General features: G+C 44.2%; 17 protein-coding genes and 4 tRNA genes. 15 read left to right on the forward strand and 6 right to left on the reverse strand.

All coding sequences use genetic code 11. The features are described 5' to 3' along the window. Window positions 1–3 precede the first annotated feature (3 nt). The 10 genes from A3K86_RS14285 (at window position 4) to A3K86_RS14330 (ending at window position 5,165) form a co-directional block, all read left to right on the forward strand. Window positions 4–636: a bifunctional 4-hydroxy-2-oxoglutarate aldolase/2-dehydro-3-deoxy-phosphogluconate aldolase gene (locus A3K86_RS14285; protein ID WP_068332286.1), complete on the forward strand. Its 633-nt coding sequence runs from the start codon at window positions 4–6 to the stop codon at window positions 634–636. Between the two features lie 198 nt (window positions 637–834). Then, window positions 835–908: transfer RNA gene (locus A3K86_RS14290), tRNA-Cys, on the forward strand. Between the two features lie 12 nt (window positions 909–920). Further along, window positions 921–996: transfer RNA gene (locus tag A3K86_RS14295), tRNA-Gly, on the forward strand. Window positions 997–1,088: 92 nt separating this feature from the next. Further along, a tRNA-Leu gene (locus A3K86_RS14300) sits at window positions 1,089–1,175 on the forward strand. Between the two features lie 4 nt (window positions 1,176–1,179). Continuing rightward, window positions 1,180–1,255 (forward strand) — tRNA-Gly (locus A3K86_RS14305). Window positions 1,256–1,929: 674 nt separating this feature from the next. Beyond that, window positions 1,930–2,670: a 5-oxoprolinase subunit PxpA gene (locus A3K86_RS14310; protein ID WP_068332289.1), complete on the forward strand. Its 741-nt coding sequence runs from the start codon at window positions 1,930–1,932 to the stop codon at window positions 2,668–2,670. Then, window positions 2,667–3,377, forward strand: coding sequence for a 5-oxoprolinase subunit PxpB (gene pxpB / locus A3K86_RS14315; RefSeq protein ID WP_068332291.1), 711 nt, complete (start codon window positions 2,667–2,669; stop codon window positions 3,375–3,377). Before A3K86_RS14310 ends, pxpB begins: the two co-directional genes overlap by 4 nt. Beyond that, complete coding sequence (locus A3K86_RS14320; RefSeq protein ID WP_068332294.1) at window positions 3,365–4,327, forward strand: 5-oxoprolinase subunit C family protein; 963 nt, start codon at window positions 3,365–3,367, stop codon at window positions 4,325–4,327. The genes pxpB and A3K86_RS14320 overlap by 13 nt, the downstream gene beginning before the upstream one ends. Window positions 4,328–4,354: 27 nt before the next feature. After that, window positions 4,355–4,912, forward strand: coding sequence for a gamma-glutamylcyclotransferase family protein (locus A3K86_RS14325; protein WP_068332296.1), 558 nt, complete (start codon window positions 4,355–4,357; stop codon window positions 4,910–4,912). A gap of 1 nt (window position 4,913) precedes the next feature. Next, window positions 4,914–5,165: a hypothetical protein gene (locus A3K86_RS14330; RefSeq protein ID WP_068332299.1), complete on the forward strand. Its 252-nt coding sequence runs from the start codon at window positions 4,914–4,916 to the stop codon at window positions 5,163–5,165. Window positions 5,166–5,221: 56 nt separating this feature from the next. Here the strand turns inward: A3K86_RS14330 and A3K86_RS14335 are convergent, their stop codons facing one another. Next, complete coding sequence (locus A3K86_RS14335) at window positions 5,222–5,974, reverse strand: DUF3108 domain-containing protein (RefSeq protein WP_068332302.1); 753 nt, start codon at window positions 5,972–5,974, stop codon at window positions 5,222–5,224. Between the two features lie 331 nt (window positions 5,975–6,305). Between A3K86_RS14335 and A3K86_RS14340 the strand changes: the two genes are divergently transcribed. Beyond that, on the forward strand, window positions 6,306–6,530 hold the full coding sequence (locus tag A3K86_RS14340) for a hypothetical protein (protein ID WP_068332305.1): 225 nt from the start codon (window positions 6,306–6,308) through the stop codon (window positions 6,528–6,530). Between the two features lie 78 nt (window positions 6,531–6,608). Continuing rightward, entirely contained in the window at window positions 6,609–7,085 is a 477-nt protein-coding gene (locus A3K86_RS14345; protein ID WP_068332308.1) for a DUF2947 domain-containing protein, read from the forward strand. A 45-nt stretch (window positions 7,086–7,130) separates the two neighbouring features. Here the strand turns inward: A3K86_RS14345 and A3K86_RS14350 are convergent, their stop codons facing one another. From A3K86_RS14350 to A3K86_RS14370, 4 genes are all read right to left on the reverse strand, one after another. Beyond that, window positions 7,131–9,188: a diguanylate cyclase domain-containing protein gene (locus tag A3K86_RS14350; protein WP_068332311.1), complete on the reverse strand. Its 2,058-nt coding sequence runs from the start codon at window positions 9,186–9,188 to the stop codon at window positions 7,131–7,133. Then, window positions 9,169–9,750, reverse strand: a complete 582-nt coding sequence (locus A3K86_RS14355) for a YfiR family protein (protein WP_162844319.1) — start codon at window positions 9,748–9,750, stop codon at window positions 9,169–9,171. The genes A3K86_RS14350 and A3K86_RS14355 overlap by 20 nt, the downstream gene beginning before the upstream one ends. 70 nt (window positions 9,751–9,820) lie before the next feature. Beyond that, window positions 9,821–11,947 carry a TonB-dependent receptor plug domain-containing protein gene (locus A3K86_RS14360; protein ID WP_232321999.1) on the reverse strand — a complete coding sequence of 709 codons (2,127 nt, stop codon included), beginning with the start codon at window positions 11,945–11,947 and terminating at the stop codon, window positions 9,821–9,823. Window positions 11,948–12,219: 272 nt separating this feature from the next. Further along, window positions 12,220–13,053, reverse strand: coding sequence for a pirin family protein (locus tag A3K86_RS14370; protein WP_232322000.1), 834 nt, complete (start codon window positions 13,051–13,053; stop codon window positions 12,220–12,222). Between the two features lie 170 nt (window positions 13,054–13,223). Between A3K86_RS14370 and A3K86_RS14375 the strand changes: the two genes are divergently transcribed. Then, complete coding sequence (locus A3K86_RS14375) at window positions 13,224–14,681, forward strand: NAD-dependent succinate-semialdehyde dehydrogenase (RefSeq protein WP_068332323.1); 1,458 nt, start codon at window positions 13,224–13,226, stop codon at window positions 14,679–14,681. Window positions 14,682–14,794: 113 nt separating this feature from the next. On the opposite strand, the gene A3K86_RS14380 is transcribed toward A3K86_RS14375, so the two are convergent. Continuing rightward, window positions 14,795–16,180: an outer membrane protein transport protein gene (locus tag A3K86_RS14380; RefSeq protein ID WP_068332326.1), complete on the reverse strand. Its 1,386-nt coding sequence runs from the start codon at window positions 16,178–16,180 to the stop codon at window positions 14,795–14,797. 484 nt (window positions 16,181–16,664) lie between these two features. Between A3K86_RS14380 and A3K86_RS14385 the strand changes: the two genes are divergently transcribed. Then, a complete protein-coding gene (locus tag A3K86_RS14385) occupies window positions 16,665–18,077 on the forward strand; it encodes a phosphatase PAP2 family protein (protein ID WP_068332649.1) in 1,413 nt (470 codons plus the stop codon). A 171-nt stretch (window positions 18,078–18,248) separates the two neighbouring features. Further along, window positions 18,249–21,311: a D-2-hydroxyglutarate dehydrogenase YdiJ gene (gene ydiJ, locus A3K86_RS14390; RefSeq protein WP_068332329.1), complete on the forward strand. Its 3,063-nt coding sequence runs from the start codon at window positions 18,249–18,251 to the stop codon at window positions 21,309–21,311. Window positions 21,312–21,394: the final 83 nt, after the last annotated feature.

Below are 21,394 nucleotides of genomic sequence, written 5' to 3' on the forward strand. Positions count from 1 at the left end.
TTCATGTCTCAACAATTAATCGACAGACTAAAAGCATTTAAAGTTATCCCTGTTATTCAAATCAACAATGTTGAGCAGGCAGTACCACTGGCAAGAGTGCTTGTGGAAAATGGTCTTCCAGTTGCTGAAGTCACGTTTCGTACCGAAGCGGCAGCGGATGCTATTCGTGCTATGCGTGAAGCATATCCGGAAATGTGCATAGGTGCAGGGACAGTGCTTAATGCCGAGCAAGTAGATAAAGCCAAAGCAGCGGGCTCTGAATTTATTGTTGCACCAGGCTTAAACCCAAACACGGTACGTTATTGTCAGCAGCAGGGCATTCCGTTTGTACCTGGTGTGAATAACCCTAGTCAGATTGAACAAGCGTTGGAGCTTGGTTTAACTTTCCTTAAGTTCTTCCCAGCAGAAGCCTCCGGTGGCATCAATATGCTGAAATCACTGTTAGCACCGTATGTTGATGTTTCAATCATGCCGACTGGCGGCATTGGTAAAGCCAACATTCGTGATTACTTAGCGATTGACCGCGTATTGTGTTGTGGTGGTACTTGGATGGTATCACCCAAGCTGATTGAAGCTGGTGATTGGGACGAAATTGGTCGTTTGGTTCGCGAAGCCGTCGAACTAGTAGCGGATTGAAGGTTATCCTTTTGATTGCTTAATTCTTACAAGCATCAGATGTGAGTAAAAAGTGCTAAAATAACCACTTCTGTTTACTAATTGCGCAAGCAGTTATTTTTCTTTAATTTTTGTATTGACTCAAATCGAACAATCCGTAGAATGCTCAGCATACCGCAACGGAGAGCTTCTCTCCTAAAGCGGAAATCGAAAAGCAAAGGCGCGTTGGCAGAGTGGCTATGCAGCGGATTGCAAATCCGTGGACCTCGGTTCGACTCCGGGACGCGCCTCCATTCGATTACTATGCGACACTAGCTCAGCTGGTAGAGCGCAACCTTGCCAAGGTTGAGGTCACGAGTTCGAACCTCGTGTGTCGCTCCAAACAATTTGCGATATTGATTGTTCACTAAGTGAAGTCAGTATCAGATGGTGTCAAACCTTTCGGTTAACCGCACCGCAATCCAGAATTGCGTGCCCTGGTGGTGGAATTGGTAGACACAAGGGATTTAAAATCCCTCGACGTTCGCGTTGTGCCGGTTCAAGTCCGGCCCGGGGCACCATCTTGCGACACTAGCTCAGCTGGTAGAGCGCAACCTTGCCAAGGTTGAGGTCACGAGTTCGAACCTCGTGTGTCGCTCCAAACATTAAAGCCCTGTCAGAAATGACAGGGCTTTTTCATATGTGATTAATTATTAAGTGATTCAAGGCACTAGCTCATTTGGTAGAGCGTAACCTTGCCAAGGTTGAGGTCAAGCCTAGCTCCTTGAAGATCGGGAACCTCGTGTGTCGCTCCAAACATTAAAGCCTCGTCAGAAATGACGAGGCTTTTTCGTATGTGTTTAATTTTTTAAATGATTCTAAGACACTAGCTCTGCTGGTAGAGCGTAACCTTGCCAAGGTTGCGGTCACGCCTAGTTCCTCGAAGATCGGGAACCTCGTGTGTCGCTCCAAACAAGATACCAACACAATCAATTTTACGGTTATGTTTGCTGGCTAAAATCATCTATTACTGCGTTGTAAATTTTGAAATTAGATGGCTAGTTACTTCAATTTACGCCTTGTTCTAGATGATTTTCTCTTCGCAACCTTTACCCATAAAATTAATCGTATTGGTATTCGCCCTGTCAGAAATGACGGGGCTTTTTCGTATGTGCGTTATACCTTCCCTAAAGGATTATTAATATCAGTCAGTTGCTGGTTGTTCTCTTTCCTTTATCACCGATATCTCAACTTTGATGTCTCTTTCTTGTATCTTATTGATGCGTATATTTTAATTTGTTGTTATCAGTGATTAATTGCGCATAGGGAGGTGGGATGAAACTAAATTGCGATATGGGGGAAAGCTTTGGCCCTTGGGTGATGGGGCAGGATCACGCAGTGATGCCTTGGATCGATATGGCGAATGTTGCTTGTGGTTTTCATGCCTCAGACCCTGATGTGATGGCAGAAACCGTTGCCTGCGCTGTTAAACATGGTGTCGAAATTGGGGCTCACCCAAGTTATAACGACAAGCAAGGTTTTGGTCGTCGTAGTATTCCGCACTCACCTGAATCTATTACTCAGCTGGTGGCCTATCAAGCAGGGGCATTAAATGCCATTTGCCAACTTCATGGAACCCAAATCAGTTATGTGAAACCTCATGGTGCGCTTTATAACGATATGATGGCTGACTTGGCGATTTTTGAAGCCGTGATAAAAGCGGTTGCAGGAATGAATTCGGTATTTATACCTGCAATTAAATTGATGATTTTAGCTAAGGTTGATAACCAAGCTTTTCTTGATATTGCAGCTCGCTATAAGGTCGAGTTGTTGCTAGAAGGCTTCGCCGATCGTGCTTACACCCCTGAAGGGCAATTAGTCTCACGTCAGCAAGCACATGCTGTTCATCACCAGAAGAAAGCTATTTTGCAGCAGGCTAAAGGTTTTGCCCAAGGGTATGTGATTGCGGAAGATGACAGTCGCTTAGAGATTAAAGTCGATAGTTTATGTGTGCATGGCGATAACGATGCGTCCATAAACTTGATTCAATCATTACGACAAGTGGTATCACCATGACGAGCATCCAGCAGGTATCAGAAACTTGCTTGCTGGTAACTTGGGGCAATGAAATCGATGTAAAGCTGACGGCAAAAATTGCGCAATTTGTACATCAAGTTGAGTTGCAAATGGCTGAGGTTTTTATTGAAATTGTCCCGTCATATTGCACTGTTTTACTGCAAGTCAACCTAGCTAATGTCGACAGTTACCATCAAGTTATCTCAGTTATTGCCGATCTTGAACGCATTTGTGCGCAGGTCGAGCAAAGTGATGTACTTTCCTTTTCTCATCAAAAAACAATTGTTCTGCCTGTTTATTATCATCCAAGCGTGGGTCCTGAATTGGAGACGATTGCTGACTCGTTAGGTTGTGAGATTGCAGAGGTGGTTAAACGGCATTATCAGCAAACTTATACCGTTTGCGCGCTTGGCTTTGCGCCGGGTTTTGCTTTTTTAGCCAGTGTTGATGACAAAATTGCGGTGCCACGATTATCAACACCAAGACATAAAATACCTGCAGGCAGTGTCGGGATCGCCAATCAACAAACGGCAGTATATCCCGCAGACTCTCCAGGGGGCTGGCAAATTATAGGTAACTGTCCACAGCCTCTTTTCTTTCCTAATCAGCAGCCGATGACGCCTTTTAATATTGGCGATAAAGTGCAATTTGAACCCATTGATCGCGGCACATTTTTGAATCTAGGTGGCAAGCTATGGCAAAGCTGACGTTACATAACGCGGGCATGCACACCTTATTGCAAGACATTGGTCGCTTGGGTGTTGCGGATGCAGGGCTAAGCCAAGGCGGGGCTGCAGATTTACATAGTTTTTGCTGGGCGAATTACTTGCTGGCAAACCCAACCTCTGCATCTCAGCTAGAGATAGTGTTTGGTCAACTGGAAGTTAGCAGTGATGATGATATCTATTGTGTACTCACAGGTGCGGATTGCCGAGCAACAATAGGTTCAGAGCCAATAAAAGCGTGGCAAACATTTGTTCTGCCGAAAGGAGAGCGCTTAAAGTTAGGGTACCCTAGGGCAGGACTGCGCACTTATTTTGCCGTACAAGGTGGCTTCGATGTGCCTATGGTAAAGGGGAGCTGCTCAACGGTTGTTCGTAATCAAATAGGTGGCTTGGTGCAAGGGCAACCTCTCGTCAATGGTGATGTATTGCTCAGCCATACTGTACCTTCCTCTCTCCCATATACAGTATCAACGCCGAATCGTTTTATTCCTGATTATGCCCAACCTTGTATCTTACGAGTTTATGAGTCTTATCAAGCGAGCCAATTTAGTGCTCAAGCTTACGCTAAGCTTTATCAATCAACCTTTATTTTGAGTGCGCATAGTGATCGTATGGGGTGTCGACTAAAAGGCGAATCTATTATTGATAATAAGGTAAATGCTGATGGCCGAGACTCTAAACTTGGTACTTTGATTTCAGAGGGGATTGCGTACGGGGCGATTCAAATTACACCGGATGGGTTACCGATTGTGATGATGAATGACAGGCAAACCTTAGGTGGCTATCCGAAAATGGGTTGTGTCGCACGAAAGGATATGGCTAAATTAGCGCAATCACCACCTGGCACACCAATTATGTTCCAGCGTGGGGATATGACTGAATTATCAAAATCTTGGTGGCAGTTTTCTCGATTTTTCGGGTTGCCAATCTAACGTTAGAAAAGGAACGAAAGCAAAGGCATGTATATTTTTGGCTATGGCAGTTTAATCAATGATCATTCACGACAGCGTACAGGTCAAACTGGACGTGCAATGCCAGCGATGGTGAATGGTTTCCAGCGTCATTGGAGTAAAGTTGATGGTAGCTATAAAATTGCGCCTTTAGTTTTGGTACCTGAAAACGGGCAATCTAATGGTGTGATTGTCGAAGTGGATCAGCAAGCCTTGGCTGAGTTTGATCGCCGTGAACATGGTTATCACAGAGTTAAAATCTCCCCTCAAGATGTAGATCTACAGCAAACGAATACATCTCTAGAAGGTGATGTGTGGGTATACATTAAAGATGAGCCACACCCCCCCTGTGTGGATCAGCCTATCATGCAGACTTATGTTGATACCGTCTTGGCTGGATGTTTAGCGATATCAGATACCTTTGCTGAGTATTTTGTTCATTCGACCCAAGGTTGGCATCATGCTTTTGAGAATGATCGCCATCAACCTAAGTATGGCAATATGGCTGGCGTGTTTGATAACCATTTGCCTGTGATTGATGAATTGATCCGTTCGGTACGACGTTAAAATGGCAAAGCCCAATAAAAAAGGACCAACCAAAACGGTTGATGTATTTTGCGCCAATTGCAAAACCCAGCTTTTTAAATACCGAAAAGGGGGCAAGGGCGCATTGGTGAAATGTTTTAAAGAACGTATTACCGTTGATCACACCGTCAAGCCTTGTCATTGTCCGCAGTGCGAGATTGAGTTTGCTCGTGATACGTTAGTGCGTGGAACACCAGCATTTAAAATGATTGGTGGTAAGGTCTTCGCAAAATAGCGAGACCTTACCGTCTGCTTAATGGGGATATGAAAGTCGCGTAAGGCTTACTATCTTTACTGCACCTTTAATTTCGCGGTTTGTTTAACTTCAATGTCTTCAGGACACACTTTTTTGAATTGAACAATCTCAGCCTCTAAACGTAGCAAGTTACGTTTGTATTTTGCTTTTACTAATTGGTAATCAAGCTCTGGTGCAAACCACATATCTATCTGACGATCATTGACTTCTGTTTGCCTAACTTTGATTGCTTTCATCTTGCCATAACGGTTTTCTACTTCTTCTGTTCCCAGCACTTCAAAAAAGTAGTGATTAACGCCACTGGTGCTTTGCATCATGAAATCAAACTTGGTTTTTCCTTGGATTAGCAATAACCGTAATTGGGTGCCAAGAGTATCACCATCAAGTAGTGGAAATTCTGGATCTTCATAGTGCTTAGTTTCGCCATCTTTGGTGACGGTGGCGCTTTGACCGTCTTTACCAAATGCAGCTACAACATTGCGTGAAACTAGCCCTGAAATTTGTTGAGTGAAAGATTGAGTAATGAAGGATTGTTTCTCAGCAGACCACACTAACTGGCTTTGGTTGTTGTACTTGTTTTTAGTGACCAACACATTCGCACTACCATAGGCATAGACTTTGGCACCGTTGCCTCGCCAGTGGACGTGGCGTTCTAAGGTGCCCACTTTGAGTCCGCTGAAATAGAGCTGATAGCTGAGCGTCTTCTTGCATTGATGGAAATCAGGCAAAGGAATGGCCTTTGTGGGAAAAACAACAAGTGTAAGTAGCAGTGATAGTAAAATGCGCAAAAGTGAGTCCTAGTTAAACCAACTATATAAAGTTAGCAATCGTCATTCTCGAATGCCACTCATTATGGCTGTGTTTGACGTTTGCAGTCGCGTCATAAAAAAATCATAAAAAAGATGGGCTGTCGAGCAAGATTTAATGTCATTACCTTTCAAATACTTAGTGAAAAGCGAAAATAATGCGTTAAGTAGTGTTGCTGGTTATGTGGCTAAGTGTTTGTTTTTAAATTGGTTGATGTGTATCAGGAGTAAGTGACAGTTTGATGATGATTATTTGACGATTTAGTAGCCAAGACCTATTTTTACTGGGGTTTTAACTACAGAGGGCAGAGGAATGAAGAAAATGAATTCGGCTTATCGTCTTCAAGTGATCAAAGAAGTCGCAATTAGAAAGCAGTTGGCAGAAAAGAACGATCCGATGGCAAATCATATTTCTCATATACTCGAAGCGCGTGCCCATCGTCCTCATATTGTTGAGCAACATCAGACCTACAACGGTAATCACTTTGATGAGTCTGTGGGTGGTTGGGTCAGCAATTTGTGGGATACCGACAAGTAACAGAAAATCATGGTGAAGATCTGGCACATCGGCTGTGACTAAGGTACATTGCCTCGTTAATCAAATTCAGGTCAACGAATGCATTACGTAGATTTAGACAGTTACAGCCGCAAGTGGATTTTCACCCATGCTTCTATGCCAGTAGAAGAGAATGATTTAGCGCAAATCCGCCCATTTACTCAAGCTCGTTCTTCGCAATTATGGGGCGAACATATTAGTCGTCAAAGCCCAGATGCGGATCACTTTGAAAAAGGTGATTGGGCGGCAGAGAAAAAAATGTGGTCGGAGCCCGTTGAGTGGCAGCAAGCTTGGGATGAAGATGAGCCCGCGCTTCCACAAGAAATTCTTGATTTCATTGATTGGGAAGACAACACCACAGTGTATTTCTGTTATGAGAAATACAACTTGATTGAAACTAAGTGGGGCGTTTTCAAACGTAACTGGAAGAACTTCTTATTCTTTGATGATGGCCCAATCCTAATGGGTAAAAAGAAAACGCAAGTGATTTGGTTCCAATCAAATGGTAATTGCACTTTAGGTCACCGACCAAAGTAAGCCAGTATCAAGTGAATCGACAGGATGAACTGTTAAGCAGCCTCGCTACTCGCGAGGCTGTTTTTTTATTGGTGTTGGTTGCGCTGTGGTTAACGGATTAAAGATGACAACTTGCCCTTTGCCTGAACGTTTAGCTTCATACATTGCCTTATCAGCACGACGCAGGATATCGTCAACGTTTTGGTATTCGCGAGGATGTACGTAATAACAACCAATGCTGGCGCCAATGCTAATAATGTAATCATCAATGCTGATAGGCTGGTTAAGTTTATGGAGTAACCGTTGACTGGTTTGCGTTACTTTATTGGCGTCATTGACGTGATTTAGCACCGTGATAAATTCATCGCCTGCAAGACGTCCAACCATATCTGCTTGGCGAATCGCTCGCGACATACGTGCTGAGACAATCTTTAACACAGTGTCGCCAACATCATGCCCGTACTGGTCGTTAATTCCTTTGAAGCCATCTAAATCGATAAATAGAACCGCAAAAGTTTGTTGTTCCTTTTGCTGTTGCTTGAGTAACGTTTGAATATGAGCACGCAATTTATTGCGGTTGGGTAAATTGGTGAGCGAATCATGTGAGGCTAGGTATTCTAAGCGCTCATTTTCTTTTATCGAGCGCAGATCAGACGCAATGATAGCCACTTGTGCTTCGTTATAGGCACTATGTGGGTTGTTAGCGTGTGAATGGGGCTCAGCCAAGCGGTGGATCCGAAGGAACAATGGGATCATGGTGCCATCTTGGCGGCGTTGGTGATATTCCCCTTGCCAGATATTTCGTTCGCTTAAGCTCGCACGTACTTTTGCTTCAATGGCACGGTAGGTGGTCATATCGAGCAAGCTATGGAAGTGCTTACCGATCACGTTTTCATGGCTAAATCCAATCAAATGCTCAAACGCTGGATTAACCATTTCGATTATTCCCGTTTGACTAAGTACTACAATGGCATCTTGGCTGCTATCGAATACATTGGCGGCTAACCGTTGCTGGCGTTGAGCTAAATGTTGTTTGGTAATGTCTTCAATCGCAAATAAGAACTTCTTTTGTTGGAAAAGAGGACGGCTAGCGATTTGTAAGATGCGCTCATTATCTTGGTGTAATGCTTGGCACTTCACGACATGGTGATTGAAGTGACGTTTATTGTTTAGCACTTGTTTCAGTCGCTGTTTGAATCGCTCCGGTTGTAGCGGGCGAAGTAACTGCACAAAATGTTGTTGCATAGCTGAGCGCTGAGGTACGCCTAATACATCAAAGCAAGCATCATTAGCTAAAGTGATCTTGCCTGACTCATCAACAACTAATAATGCGTGCTGGACTGTTGCAATCACTTCTTCAGCGAAAACTTTCTCTCGGCTAAATTGCTGCAAAGTAGTGCGGATTTGGCTTTCACGTTCTTTGAGTTTGCCTTGCATGTCGTTAAAACAGCTAGCGAGTTCACCGAGTTCGTCTTTGGTGGTGATATTGGGCTTAAAATTCGTATGGCCTTCGTTACGGATAATGCCTTTCATTGCTTTGTTCAGCTCGGCCACGGGCTTGGTAACCCAAGCTTGTATCCGGTTTATGATGTAGCCACAGACCACCAAATAGAGCATGAATAAGAACAAACTGTATTGTAGTTGAGTGACTTGCAGCTGATGCATGGCTTTGAGGGAAACGGCAATATATAAATGCGCAGTAGTATTTTCCCCTGTTGTCACAGGCACATCTAGATAGAGCATTTGCGTGCCGAAGTGATACCCGAGTTGCTTGCTGGTGTAACGCTGTTTAGCTGTTGGTGCAATGTATTTAAGGGAACGATTTTGGTATTGAGCCAGTAAGCTGTCGTTGTAAAGTTCAACGAGCGCGATAGATGGTTCGGCTTGAAACGAGGAGATAATTTCTTGAGCGGCAATTCTGTCATCAAACAAAATAGCAGCGGTGAGGTTCATGCCAACACCTTGAGCTAAAATCTCGATTCGGTTTACTAGGTTTGTTTGTTCTTTTTTTATGAATGTTTGATACGTGATCACCTGAAAGCTGAGGAAAACAAGCAGAATGAAGCCCATGATTGGCAGCGACATGCGCTGACCAAGTGGTAGACTATTGACCCAGTGTCGCATAGTTACCTCTTTGTATTGGGAATGGGTCGTGAGGTCTGTTTTTTCTGCCGTGCGTTGAGGTCAGATTGTTTTCAATAATCGCGATCCGTAAAAGCTGAGAGCTGATTGCCATGTTCGCTTTTTGGATCAGATTGAGCGCAATAATAGGGCGGATCCGTTTCTGTTTTGAGCGTAACTCGATCATGCCACCGTGTTTTAGAAAGTCAGGGTAACCACTAATCGTCAACACCCCTGGTAGTTGTGGGACGTCGTGACTCATTGGAAACTGATTCGGGCTTATATAAACCACCTCACATTGACTAGCTTGGGATAAGTTATCGATGTAGTGGAACACTAAGCGCTTATTGTTGTTTTCATCGAGGATCAGCTGGTGCAGGGTTTGACTGATATGGTCTGCACCTAGCGAGCAATATTGAATTTGGTGGTCTTCTGTTTGTGGCCAACGGACAAAACTTGCAAAGCGATAGATATATACGGCTTTGATTTGGTGGTCATCAAAACCTGTATCAGTTTCGGCACGGCTATCAGCATTAAACAGAAAGCTGCTACTAAAAAATAGCATGAGTTGAAGAGGCAGCCTGAGCGTTGCCCCGTAGTATGATCGTAGTTTTTTACAAATACTTAGCATCATATTAGAAATCCCATGAGCTTCGTATGTAAACGGTTTCAGCCACCCGTGCTTTCTTGGGTAACTCTGAATATGGCTGCTTGCCAAATGCATCAACAATGAACTCAACACGAGGCCAAGAAGGCTTTTGTTGCCAAGCAAGTCGAACATCGACAGTGGTGATCTCTGGTGCTGCAAGCGGCTTAGAACCATCGATTAAGACGATATCTGACTCTACGCTCGACTTATGTTTTAACCATATATCAAATTGCCAGCTAGCGTTAATACTCCACAGAGACTGTATTGATACAAAGTGGGCTGGTTGGTGTTCGTACTTCAAGCGGTAACCCCCTTTGGCTGTACTTTTACACTCAGGGTTTTGGCTACCACTTTCACAGTAAGCGTGGGTTTGAATGAAGCTATAGCTCGTATTTAATGTGTAGCTTGCGGTCGGTTGCCAACGGATAGCGGTTTCAAAACCGTAGGTGTTTGCCTTGAGTTCATCACTCATTTGGGTGCGATACACAAATAGGTTATTGGGTAGCATGGTGTTGTCGGCACAGCGCCCATAGGCACAGAACCAGTTACCATCTAGCATCCGAAGGTTACGGTAGTGGCTATAAAATATCGTACTATCAATATTAATGTGTTTTGTTGGCGTGAATCGGTGGCCGATATCAAGAGTGACCACAGATTCATTTTTCATGTTTGGATTACCAATATTGAAATACAACGCATTGTAGTGCTGGTAATCGTTTTGCGTTGGCATCACAGGCGCAATGACCTGACCAATCCCGTAGTTATCTGTGAGTGACTCTACGCTTGATGGCGTTACCACAGCACGACCTAAGCCAGCCCAAAACTGGTTTTTGGCTGAATGCTGGTACATGATCCGGGCTTGAGGTTGCAGTTCGGTACTGTTGTTAATACTAAAATGCTCGACTTTGGCACCTAGCGTAGCCGTAACTTTGTCACTCAGTTTGGATTCAAGTTGCGCAAAAGCATTATAGATAATATCGGTATTTTCAGGATTGTTGCTGAATCGCCCCCAAGGCTGGAGCTGGGTGAGAACAAATTCATCGTAACCAGCAACATCGCGATGTATAAAGCGTACGCCAGCCCCCGAGGTTAACTCGTGGGTGTCTGAAAAACGGTGACGTGCTAAACCGTCAAGGTTGATGGTTGAAAAAGCCCCTTTGGAGGACGGTTCAACCTTAGAGTTACTGTCTGCCCAAACGTACATCTCGTAATCTGTTTGAGGACCAAACTTAGACCAGTCAAGGCTGAGGTAGCCACCACGAGAGTAATCATCTAGCGTTGTTTGATAAACAACGGCAGGGGTTTGGGTGTAATCGTACTCTTCCCAATAGTGATTAGACACATTATGGTAGCCGCCGAATTGAAATGTCAGCTCAGCATCATCAAATTGATGATCCGAGCGATAGCCCGCGCGGTAGCTTCGCCAAGGTTCATCACGATCAGAGTAGTAGTCCGCTTTCACACCTTTAACAAATACACGAGCGGTTGCGTTATCACCGAAACTAAAGCCATGGCGGAAGCTTAATTCTCGGTAATCACCATTGCCTGCTGTGATTTCAAAGTGTTGACCTAGAGTCGAACGGCTATCCTTGCTGATGATGTTAATCACACCATTGGTTGCGTTACCGCCCCACATGGTGCCTGCAGTACCGCGAAGAATTTCGATTCGATCAATGTCATCCATCACCATATCTATGGTATGCCAGAAAGTCCCCGACATGAGCGGGCTGAATACGCTGCGCCCATCAACCATAACTAATAGCTTGTTGAAAAGGGTTTCATTTAAGCCGCGCAGCGATACTTGCCAATTGTACTCACTGATTTTATTAACTTCGACGCCAGGGGCTAAAGCGAGCGCATCTGCGATAGAGCGTACGCCACTGCGTTTAATTTGTTCACTGGAAATAACATAGATAGCGGCAGGCACGTCAGAGACATTCTGCGTTTTTTTGGCTGCAGAGGTAACGGTGGCTTCTACATTAGAGAGTTCATCCAAGCTTAATGACATCAGTGCATTAAGGTTAGAGTCGTTTTTGTCAGGGTGCGCAAAAATTGCGCTAGAAAAGCAAGCCAGAATACAAAAGGGAATTAAGGTAACTGCTTTATTTATCACAGAAAAACTACAGCCTGATAAAACAATCGATTGCCTGAACTTTAACATGAAAGCAGTGAAATTCAGAAAGAGAAAATACAGCGAAATAGCTCAGATCTAACTCAATCGATATTGTGCTATCTCAAGTGATATAAAAGGTGCCAATAAGGAATATTTGAATTCAAAATAAGAATGAATAAAGCTTTGTTATTAAACTTCTTGTACATTTATAAATATTATTGATAGCCATTAAATTTAATTTTGAGTTGCTTTTGACTCATATTTTAGTGTGCTTAATGCTTCACTACTTTCATTAATTGTTCGATGTGTTGGTTTGCCTGCTGTTGATTATTTTTAGATGAATGCACCGAGGTTGGTGAGGCAATAATGTTTTGTTTTAGAGGCTGACCAATGGCAAGGATCACTCTACAACCCGATTGATTGGTGCGAATTTCAATCGCTTCACTAGATGGTTGGAAAATGCCCATTTGATCGTTATGAATGTGAACACCACTTAGGAAAGCATTGCCTGAATGAACAAAGACAAAACCGGCGGTGAGGTTATCATCAGGCTGCATTTGCCAACTGCCATAAGGGGCGATAGCGATATCTAAGACTAAGATTGGGGATGGTGAAGATATTGGGCTTTTAACATTCCGGCACTTGCCTATTAGGACTTTGGTTGTAGCGTTGCTTTCTTCTAAGAGCGGTAAGTCATCAGCTGCGTATTTCTGGCTTGAGGCTTGGGTCATTTCATCTTTCGCGGTTGGCAGTAGTGTCCATAAAGCAAAGGTTTCAACAATGCCATTTATTGGCTTGAGAGTATCTTTGTGTACTACACCGTTGCCTGCGAGCATCATTTGCACATCACCTGCGCGTAGCATAGTTTGGCACCCTGTAGAGTCGACATGACGCATTTGACCACATACAGGGTAACTCAATGTATTGACACCTGAATGACCATGAAAATCTAGCCCGACAGCACGAGTGAGGTCTTTAGCGCGGTAGTGATCCCATAGAGCAAACGGGTTGAGTTCATTAATGCTTTCTTGCTGAATGTAGGCGGTCATTGCGCCTGAGCGAATACCGTATCGAACTTTTTTAATACTTCTGGTTCTTTCTGCCATGGCTGCTTTCCACATGCTTTTTATTCAGAATAGACACAGGTCTCAATTTTCTCCATGCAAGTTAGTCATTTTGAACTACCGCTTAAGGATGAATTGTCTTAGGAAGGATGCACCATTGCCCTTGATGCGATATCATTATTTGTATAACAAATAAAATTCAGGATTTTCCGATGATGAATTCAGACTTAAAGCACAACATGCTATTTAAACAGCAAGCTTTCATTGCTGGCGAATGGTGCGACGCAGATAATCGCCAAGTGACTGATATAACAAACCCTGCAACGGGTGAAGTGCTTGGGCAGGTTCCATTTTGTGGCGAGCAAGAAACGCATCGCGCAATCGCAGCGGCAGAGATTGCCTATAAAGCATGGCACCAAACAACAGCAAAAGAAAAGTCACAGCGACTTCGCCGTTGGTTTGATCTCATTGTAGAAAATACCGATCTGCTAGCTGAAATTTTAACCGCTGAGCAAGGAAAACCGCTGGCAGAAGCCAAAGGGGAGATTGGTTATGCAGCGAGTTTTATTGAGTGGTATGCCGAGCAAGCAAAACGTATTCAAGGGGAAATCATCCCTAGCCATAAACCGGATGCTCGTATTTTGGTGAGCCATGCGCCAGTTGGGGTAGTGGGTGCAATCACGCCGTGGAATTTCCCTGCCGCGATGATCACCCGCAAATGTGGCCCAGCCTTTGCGGCTGGTTGCTCAGTGGTATTAAAACCTGCACCTGATACCCCATTTACTGCATTCGCGTTGGCGGCTTTGGCAGAGCAAGCGGGGCTACCAAAAGGCTTATTTAGCGTGATCACTGGTGATGCTAAAGCAATAGGCGGTGAGTTAACGGCTAGCAAAGTGGTTCGTAAGTTGTCTTTCACCGGTTCAACAGCGATTGGTAAGTTGTTAATGGCGCAATCGGCAGATTCGGTGAAAAAGCTGTCGCTTGAACTTGGTGGCAATGCGCCGTTTATTGTGTTTGATGACGCGGATTTAGATCAAGCCGTCGCGGGCTTTATGATTGCTAAATTCCGTAACGCGGGGCAAACCTGTGTTTGTGCTAACCGCTTGTACGTTCATGCTGATGTGTACGATGTGTTTATGCAAAAACTGACTGATGCCGTATCACAGTTAAAAGTAGGTAATGGTTTTGACGACGGGGTAACCATTGGCCCTATGATCAACCGAGCGGCGGTTGAAAAGGTTGAGAGCCATATCGCTGATGCGCTAGCGAAAGGGGCGACATTGCTTTGTGGTAGCGCAGATAAATCGGCCGATCATTTTGTTCAACCCGCGGTATTGCGTGATGTCACAGATGAGATGTGTGTTGCTAGTGAAGAAACCTTTGGTCCGTTAGCTGCCGCCTTTACCTTTACTCAAGATGATGAAGTGATTGCGCGAGCTAATAACACAGATTCTGGTTTGGCTGCTTATGTGTATACCCAATCACTATCACGTGCGTTTAAAGTGAGCGAAGCATTGGAATACGGCATGGTTGGGGTTAATGAAGGTTTGATCTCAACGGAAGTCGCGCCATTTGGTGGGGTGAAAGAGTCAGGTCTTGGTCGTGAAGGTTCAGCGCAAGGTATTAATGAATTTCTTGAAACCAAATACACCTTGATGGGCGGTATCTAATAACGTTTCGTGTTGAGCCGATAGTTTTCGGCTGTTGGCTGAGATGAAATAAGAAGGCCCTTGCTTGTAATTAAGCAAGGGCTTCGATGTATTAGCACTGTTAGTTCAGATTATTAGAAAGTGTGGCTGTATTGAAGACCAATGAGAACGGCGTCAGCACGTGTTGTTGCTTTAACTTGTGTGCCGATGAAGCCTAAATCCGCAATACTTGGATCAATCTCTTTAGCGTCAACACCAAGTTTTTCTTCAACTTGTGTATCTTTACCTAGTAGGTAGGTAGCGCCAAAATCAATAGTTGAGCTTTTTGATAGCTGATAAGTCACACCAGCAGAGAACCACTGGCGGTCTGAATCAGGGATTGAGATTGATTTAATATCAACTGTCGCTGCTTTGTCGTACATGTAGCCAGCACGAAGAGTCCAGTCGTTATTTAGATAGTAAGTACCACCAAGCGATGCGTGACCTGCATCTTTCCACTTGTACTCTTTAATAGTACCGTGAGCATCTGATTTCACTTGATCAAACGCACCCCAGCCAACCCACTGAAGGCTGTAGTGTAGCGCAAAGCTTTCAGCTAAACGGTGGTAGCCCGAGAACTCAGCCATATCTGGTAATGGAATATGTAGAGTATCGTTTTTCGCTAAACCAACGGTGCCAGCTTTATAAACATCACCCTTGGCTTTTAGAGTTGGGCTTTTACGGTAGCTTAAACCAAAGCGGTGATCTTCGTTGATTTCATAAACAGTACCCACATTCCAACCTAGCGCGTAACCACTGGCATTTGCGTCAAGAATGTTTTCTTCAAGAAGTTGGCACTTTGTGTTGCCGTTAAGTGTCGAGCAGTATTGTCCGTTAAGGTTACGATGAAGTTCACCAGTACCGTAAATAACATCCAGACCAGCACCAAAGCTTAGGCTATCGTTTAAACGGTAAGAAACGGAAGCTCCTACGTTAAAACTTTTAACGCTTGTTGTACCACCAAATGCTGAGCCAGCAAAATCGTTGGTAAATGACGTGGAAGTGCCAAAGTTGGAGTATGCAGATAAGCCCCATGCCCATTGGTCATTAATTGGCTGAACAAAATAGATATTAGGAACAAAAGAAGTGCCACCGATACCATCAGTACCTGAAATGTCTTTAGACTTGAAGCCTATATCTGTTGGTACTGCGATGTAGCGGTTGTCTGGTGAAATAATGCCACTATGGTGAATATATTCTTCGTCATATCGAAACTGAGTTGCAGTTCCTTGTTTGATACGCACATCAGTATCAATAACGTTGAAGCCTAGAGATAGACTGCTTTTTTTAAACAGCGCCATTGCTGCTGGGTTACGTGCCATAGCTGATGCGTTATCGGCAATCACTGCATCACCGGCAAATGCGCGGCCAAGACCTGTTGCTGATTGACTGTTTAACTGGAACCCTGCTGCCACTGCTTGAGACGATGAAAAAGCGATCGCTGCGACGATAGCTTGATTTAACAGACGCTTCTTATTCATAGTGTTTATTTCTTTAGTAATTTATTAATAGTGCGCTAAGCGGGCGGCATTGTAGTTATCTGTTTGGAGCGATGAAATTAGACCAGTTTAATGTTGAATCTGGTGTTAAATTACGCAGGTTGTTTGTTGTTTTTATATTGAAAATCACACTATTTGCATTAGGTGTATTTATGTGATGCTTGGTTGGTATTTGTTTTATTTCTAAAGTGCTGTTTCATGAAATTATTCATTACTTTGAGGGAAGTTGGCACTTTGGGCTGCCATTGACTCTATTTTGCGAGGATTGCCATTAAATTATTGAACATTTAACTGGCTGGCGTTCGTTATATGGTTTATTTTATGCCATTAATTGATCTATGCCGAACTTACTATTGCAGGGTTGATTAAAAAATTAAATAAAAACGATAAAGGACATTCCGTGTTTGCTGTGAAAAAACATATTGCGGGCATACTTGCTTGCGTCTTTTTTTTGTTATGTTCGACGATGGTTTCTGCTAATAACTCAGAGCCAGTGACTCCTGAGCGAGAGTTAGTTGGGGCGGTTTGTGTTATTCGAGCTGACAACAAAATGGTGATGTTGTCAGAAATGATCACTCGAAAGATGGCACTTCCGGGTGGATATATAGATGGTAAAGATAGTCCTGAGCAAAGTGCTATTCGTGAAGCTTTAGAAGAAACCGGCATTGATGTTGAGATCGATCATCTCATTCAATATCGAGGTCGTGCTGCTATTTATGCATGTGTCGCGAAAAGTCCTATTTTGGTGTCGACAACCACAGACACGACAGGGTTTGCGATTGTTGAATCATCCAGTTCTGAGCATTTCGGCAAAGAGGTAAGACGGGTTTACCTTGTTGAACCAAGTGCTGTTACAGCGGAGGAGTACCGTTTTCCAAAAGATAAGCCGCGTTTAGCGAAATGGTTAGCTGAAACACCTGAGAGTGAAATTAGCTATTACTCTGATCTTAGCGAACGAGCTAACCACATGCATCAGTTCGAGCTTGAGGTGATAAAAGGTTTTCAGCAAAGCATCAAACAGATGTCACCAAGTGCTCAAGCGATGTTTGAAGCCGCGATGACTGTGTTAAACCTTCCGGGTGAAACTGTATTTATCGCTATTTTAGTTGTTGCAACAGCGGCGATGTTTGGCGTGAAAAGCCTATTGCGACTTGCCTTCGTCCTCTTGAGTGTGACTTATATTGCATCTGTTCTGAAGCTTTCTATCGCTTCACCACGTCCCTTCTATATTATTCCTGAACTAAAACAAGCGAATGCTTACGGCTTTGGTTTTCCTAGTGGCCATACCCTAATGGCAACCGTGCTATGGGGATTAGCTTGGTATTATCTCGCTCGTAAACGTGGGCTAAGAGTGATGTATTCATTGCTTCCCGTGGCGTTTTTATTTGCAATAGGGCAAGCCACTGCACGTGTTTGGTATGGGGTGCATTTCATCACGGATACCATTGCCAGCATTATGCTAGGCAGCGGCATGGTCGCGGTTTATATTGCTTGGTTGAATAGTGAAGATAACTCGCTAGATGAGCGTATTGTCGGCAAAGGCTTTTGGCTGATTATGGCGTTGATCGTTGGTTTAACTGCCAGTTTCTCACATGCACCTGACCATACGTATTTGTTTGCGGTGTTGTTAGGGGTATTACTGAGCTTGGATTACGTTGATTGGAAAGTTAGCGCCCGACAATTGTCTTACCCTAAGCAGGCGATTAGCTTTGTGGTAATTAGTGTTGGTGTGATGGCAATTGCTTCGTTGACGTTATGGGCGGCAAATCAATCCTCAATGAGCCTTGTGGTGTTAACTGTTCGTTCTATTGGTGGCTTGTTAGTCGCTATTTGGCTGACAGCAGGAACCAGTATGATTCATAAAAGGCTAAGCCGTTGAGATAGGTGTCAGTGTGTGACCTTTCGAGGTGAAAATTAGCTCGGAAAACTAACATCGCTTAATCATGATGCGCCTCACACTTTAGTTTCCGCTGAGTGTGAGGTACAGTGAATGAAATCATGAATTATACCAGTGTCATAGGATTTGGCAGAAGCTGGAAAAGGGAGAGCAATGTTACCTGCACTGACGACTCAGAGCAGTATCGACGCTGTCGTACTGGACTACCTGAGTGACCTCGAACAAGCTGGGTTTCAAGGCGATATTGAAACCACTTACGCAAGCCGTTTAGCGGTAGCAACGGATAACAGTGTTTATCAGCAGCTACCGCAAGCGGTGATCTTTCCTAAGCACCTCGATGATTTACAACTCATTGGTCGTATTGGCGCAACGAGTGATTATCGTAGTGTGACTTTTTCTCCTCGCGGTGGCGGCACAGGCACTAACGGTCAATCACTCACTACAGGCGTGGTGGTTGATATTTCCCGCCACATGAATCAGATCCTCGAAATTAATCCTGAGCAAGGTTGGGTCAGAGTACAAACTGGGGTGATCAAAGATCAGCTCAATGATGCACTTCGACCGTATGGTTTCTTTTTCTCCCCAGATCTTTCTACCAGTAACCGTGCTACGGTTGGTGGGATGATCAATACTGATGCTTCAGGACAAGGATCATTAAAATACGGTAAAACGTCAGATCATGTCTTATCACTTACCGCAGTGATGGTTGACGGTTCTGTTTTGAATACCGAGCCACTGGCAAGCGATGCGATAGCATCACTTGAGTCTCAAGATATTGCGACTCAAGCCCTACAAGCCAGTGAATCAGTTTGCCGACAACAACGACAAGCGATTGTCGATAAGTTCCCACCGCTAAACCGCTTTTTGACTGGTTACGATTTAAAGAATGTATTTGATGAGCAAATGCAGGCTTTCGATATTGCACGCCTATTGTGTGGTGCAGAAGGTTCGTTGGCCTTTATTGCGGAAGCCAAGTTAAACATTACCCCGATCCCGAAATCTCGTACATTGGTCAACATTAAATACGACAGCTTTGATGCCGCATTACGTAATGCACCTATGATGGTGGAAGCCAATGCACTATCAGTTGAAACCGTTGATTCTCGCGTATTGAATTTAGCTAAAAAAGACATTGTTTGGCACACGGTGAATGACTTGCTGACTGATGTACCAGGTCGAGAAATGCTTGGTATCAATATGGTGGAGTTTGCCAATCAATCTGAGCAAGAAAACCAGATCCAAGTAGATGACTTGTGTGCGCGTTTAGACAAATTGATTGCGAATGGCGAGAACGGAATCATTGGCTATCAGGTTTGTAACGAACTGGCGAGTATTCAGAAAATTTACGCAATGCGTAAAAAAGCCGTGGGCTTATTAGGGGCCGCGAAAGGGGCGAAAAAACCTATCGCTTTTGCCGAAGATACATGTGTGCCACCTGAGCATTTGGCAGATTTCATTGCTGAGTTTCGAGCCTTACTTGACGCGAAACAGTTGGATTACGGCATGTTTGGTCACGTGGATGCTGGGGTATTACACGTTCGTCCCGCGTTGGATATGTGCGATCCGCAACAAGAACTACTGATGAAAGAAATTTCAGATCAGGTAGTAGCGCTGGTTGCCAAATATGGCGGTTTAATGTGGGGGGAACACGGTAAAGGTTTCCGCTCTGAATACGGTCCTGAGTTTTTTGGCGAAGGGTTATTTACTGAGTTGCGTCGTATTAAAGCGGCGTTTGATCCTGACAATCGCATGAACCCGGGTAAGATCTGTACCCCACTTGAAAGTGATGCTGAATTGGTTAAGGTCGATTCGGTAAAACGTGGCTACTTTGATCGTCAAATCCCAGTTCAAACGCGAGATAGCTTTAAACAGGCGATGGAATGTAATGGTAACGGTTTGTGTTTTAACTACGACACCAGCTCACCTATGTGTCCATCAATGAAGATTTCGGCCGATCGCCGCCACTCACCGAAGGGCAGGGCTGGGCTCGTACGCGAATGGCTGCGCCAGCTCGCTGAGCAAGGCGTTGATCCACTAGCGCTTGAACAGAAATTATTAACCTCGAATCCATCGTTGAAACAAATTATTGATCGTTTGAGGAATACTTACGGCAGTAATAAGCAAGCTTACGACTATTCTCACGAAGTTATGGAAGCCATGAACGGTTGCCTAGCGTGTAAAGCTTGTGCGAGTCAATGCCCAATTAAAGTGGATGTGCCGAGCTTCCGCGCTCGATTTATGCATATGTACTACAGCCGCTATCAACGCCCCGCTAAGGATTACTTAGTAGCGCACGTTGAAAGTTATCTGCCGCTAATGGCGAAAGCACCCAAAATGTTCAATGCCGTGATGCGCCCTCAATGGTCTAAATCATTAACAGCCAACACCATTGGCTATGTTGATATGCCATTATTGTCGGTACCGACCTTGTTTGAGCGTCTCGATGGTCATCAAGCCACTCGGTTTGATTTAACTTGGTTGCAAGCGTTATCAGCGCAAGAACGTCAGCAGTATGTATTGATTGTCCAAGACCCATTTACCAGTTTTTACGATGCAGATGTGGTGAGCGACTTTGTATTGTTAGCTGAAAAATTAGGTAAGAAACCTGTGATTGTGCCATTTAAACCTAATGGCAAAGCGCAGCATGTAAAAGGCTTCTTGCGTCAATTTGCCAGTACGGCACGAAACACGGCGGAGTTTTTGAACCAACTCGCGCAGCTTAATATTCCGCTGGTGGGCGTTGATCCTGCGTTAGTGCTTTGCTATCGCGATGAATACAACGAAATCTTGGCTGATAAACGAGGCGATTTTACCGTGCTGACGGCACATGAATGGTTGCTACCATTATTGGTTGAGTTTCCTGCGATGCAAAGGGGCAATAGTGAGCCGTGGTACTTGTTCGCTCACTGTACTGAAAAGACCAAACTCCCGAATGCTGAAAAAGAGTGGGGCGCAATTTTTACCCACTTTGGTGCTGTGCTGGAGAGTGTACCTGTTGGGTGCTGTGGTATGGCGGGGACTTTTGGGCATGAAAAAGACAAGCTTGAAATGTCGAAGGGGGTGTATGAACTTAGCTGGCAACAAAATCTGGCTAAGCGAGATACCGAGCGCTGCTTGGCGACAGGTTATTCTTGTCGAAGCCAAGTGAAGCGATTGGAGCATTATAAGTTGAAGCATCCAGTGCAAGCTTTACTGCAGGTTTTATATGCAGTTTAAGCTAGCTCTTTTACTCATTTAAAAGCTATATAGATCCAACTGTAATGAGCTAAAAAAGCCGCATTATTGACTTAATGCGGCTT

Origin of the sequence: Photobacterium jeanii, from assembly GCF_001650345.1 — a bacterium.
Lineage (GTDB): Bacteria > Pseudomonadota > Gammaproteobacteria > Enterobacterales > Vibrionaceae > Photobacterium > Photobacterium jeanii.

Excerpts from the sequence above, each read along its gene's own strand:
- pxpB (WP_068332291.1), top strand. The coding sequence starts at position 2,667 with ATGACGAGCATCCAGCAGGTATCAGAAACTTGCTTGCTGGTAACTTGG.
- A3K86_RS14375 (WP_068332323.1), top strand. The coding sequence starts at position 13,224 with ATGATGAATTCAGACTTAAAGCACAACATGCTATTTAAACAGCAAGCT.
- A3K86_RS14285 (WP_068332286.1), top strand. The coding sequence starts at position 4 with ATGTCTCAACAATTAATCGACAGACTAAAAGCATTTAAAGTTATCCCT.
- A3K86_RS14355 (WP_162844319.1), bottom strand. The coding sequence starts at position 9,750 with ATGCTATTTTTTAGTAGCAGCTTTCTGTTTAATGCTGATAGCCGTGCC.
- ydiJ (WP_068332329.1), top strand. The coding sequence starts at position 18,249 with ATGTTACCTGCACTGACGACTCAGAGCAGTATCGACGCTGTCGTACTG.
- A3K86_RS14340 (WP_068332305.1), top strand. The coding sequence starts at position 6,306 with ATGAAGAAAATGAATTCGGCTTATCGTCTTCAAGTGATCAAAGAAGTC.
- A3K86_RS14380 (WP_068332326.1), bottom strand. The coding sequence starts at position 16,180 with ATGAATAAGAAGCGTCTGTTAAATCAAGCTATCGTCGCAGCGATCGCT.
- A3K86_RS14330 (WP_068332299.1), top strand. The coding sequence starts at position 4,914 with ATGGCAAAGCCCAATAAAAAAGGACCAACCAAAACGGTTGATGTATTT.
- A3K86_RS14385 (WP_068332649.1), top strand. The coding sequence starts at position 16,665 with ATGGTTTCTGCTAATAACTCAGAGCCAGTGACTCCTGAGCGAGAGTTA.
- A3K86_RS14350 (WP_068332311.1), bottom strand. The coding sequence starts at position 9,188 with ATGCGACACTGGGTCAATAGTCTACCACTTGGTCAGCGCATGTCGCTG.
- A3K86_RS14310 (WP_068332289.1), top strand. The coding sequence starts at position 1,930 with ATGAAACTAAATTGCGATATGGGGGAAAGCTTTGGCCCTTGGGTGATG.
- A3K86_RS14320 (WP_068332294.1), top strand. The coding sequence starts at position 3,365 with ATGGCAAAGCTGACGTTACATAACGCGGGCATGCACACCTTATTGCAA.
- A3K86_RS14345 (WP_068332308.1), top strand. The coding sequence starts at position 6,609 with ATGCATTACGTAGATTTAGACAGTTACAGCCGCAAGTGGATTTTCACC.
- A3K86_RS14370 (WP_232322000.1), bottom strand. The coding sequence starts at position 13,053 with ATGGCAGAAAGAACCAGAAGTATTAAAAAAGTTCGATACGGTATTCGC.
- A3K86_RS14325 (WP_068332296.1), top strand. The coding sequence starts at position 4,355 with ATGTATATTTTTGGCTATGGCAGTTTAATCAATGATCATTCACGACAG.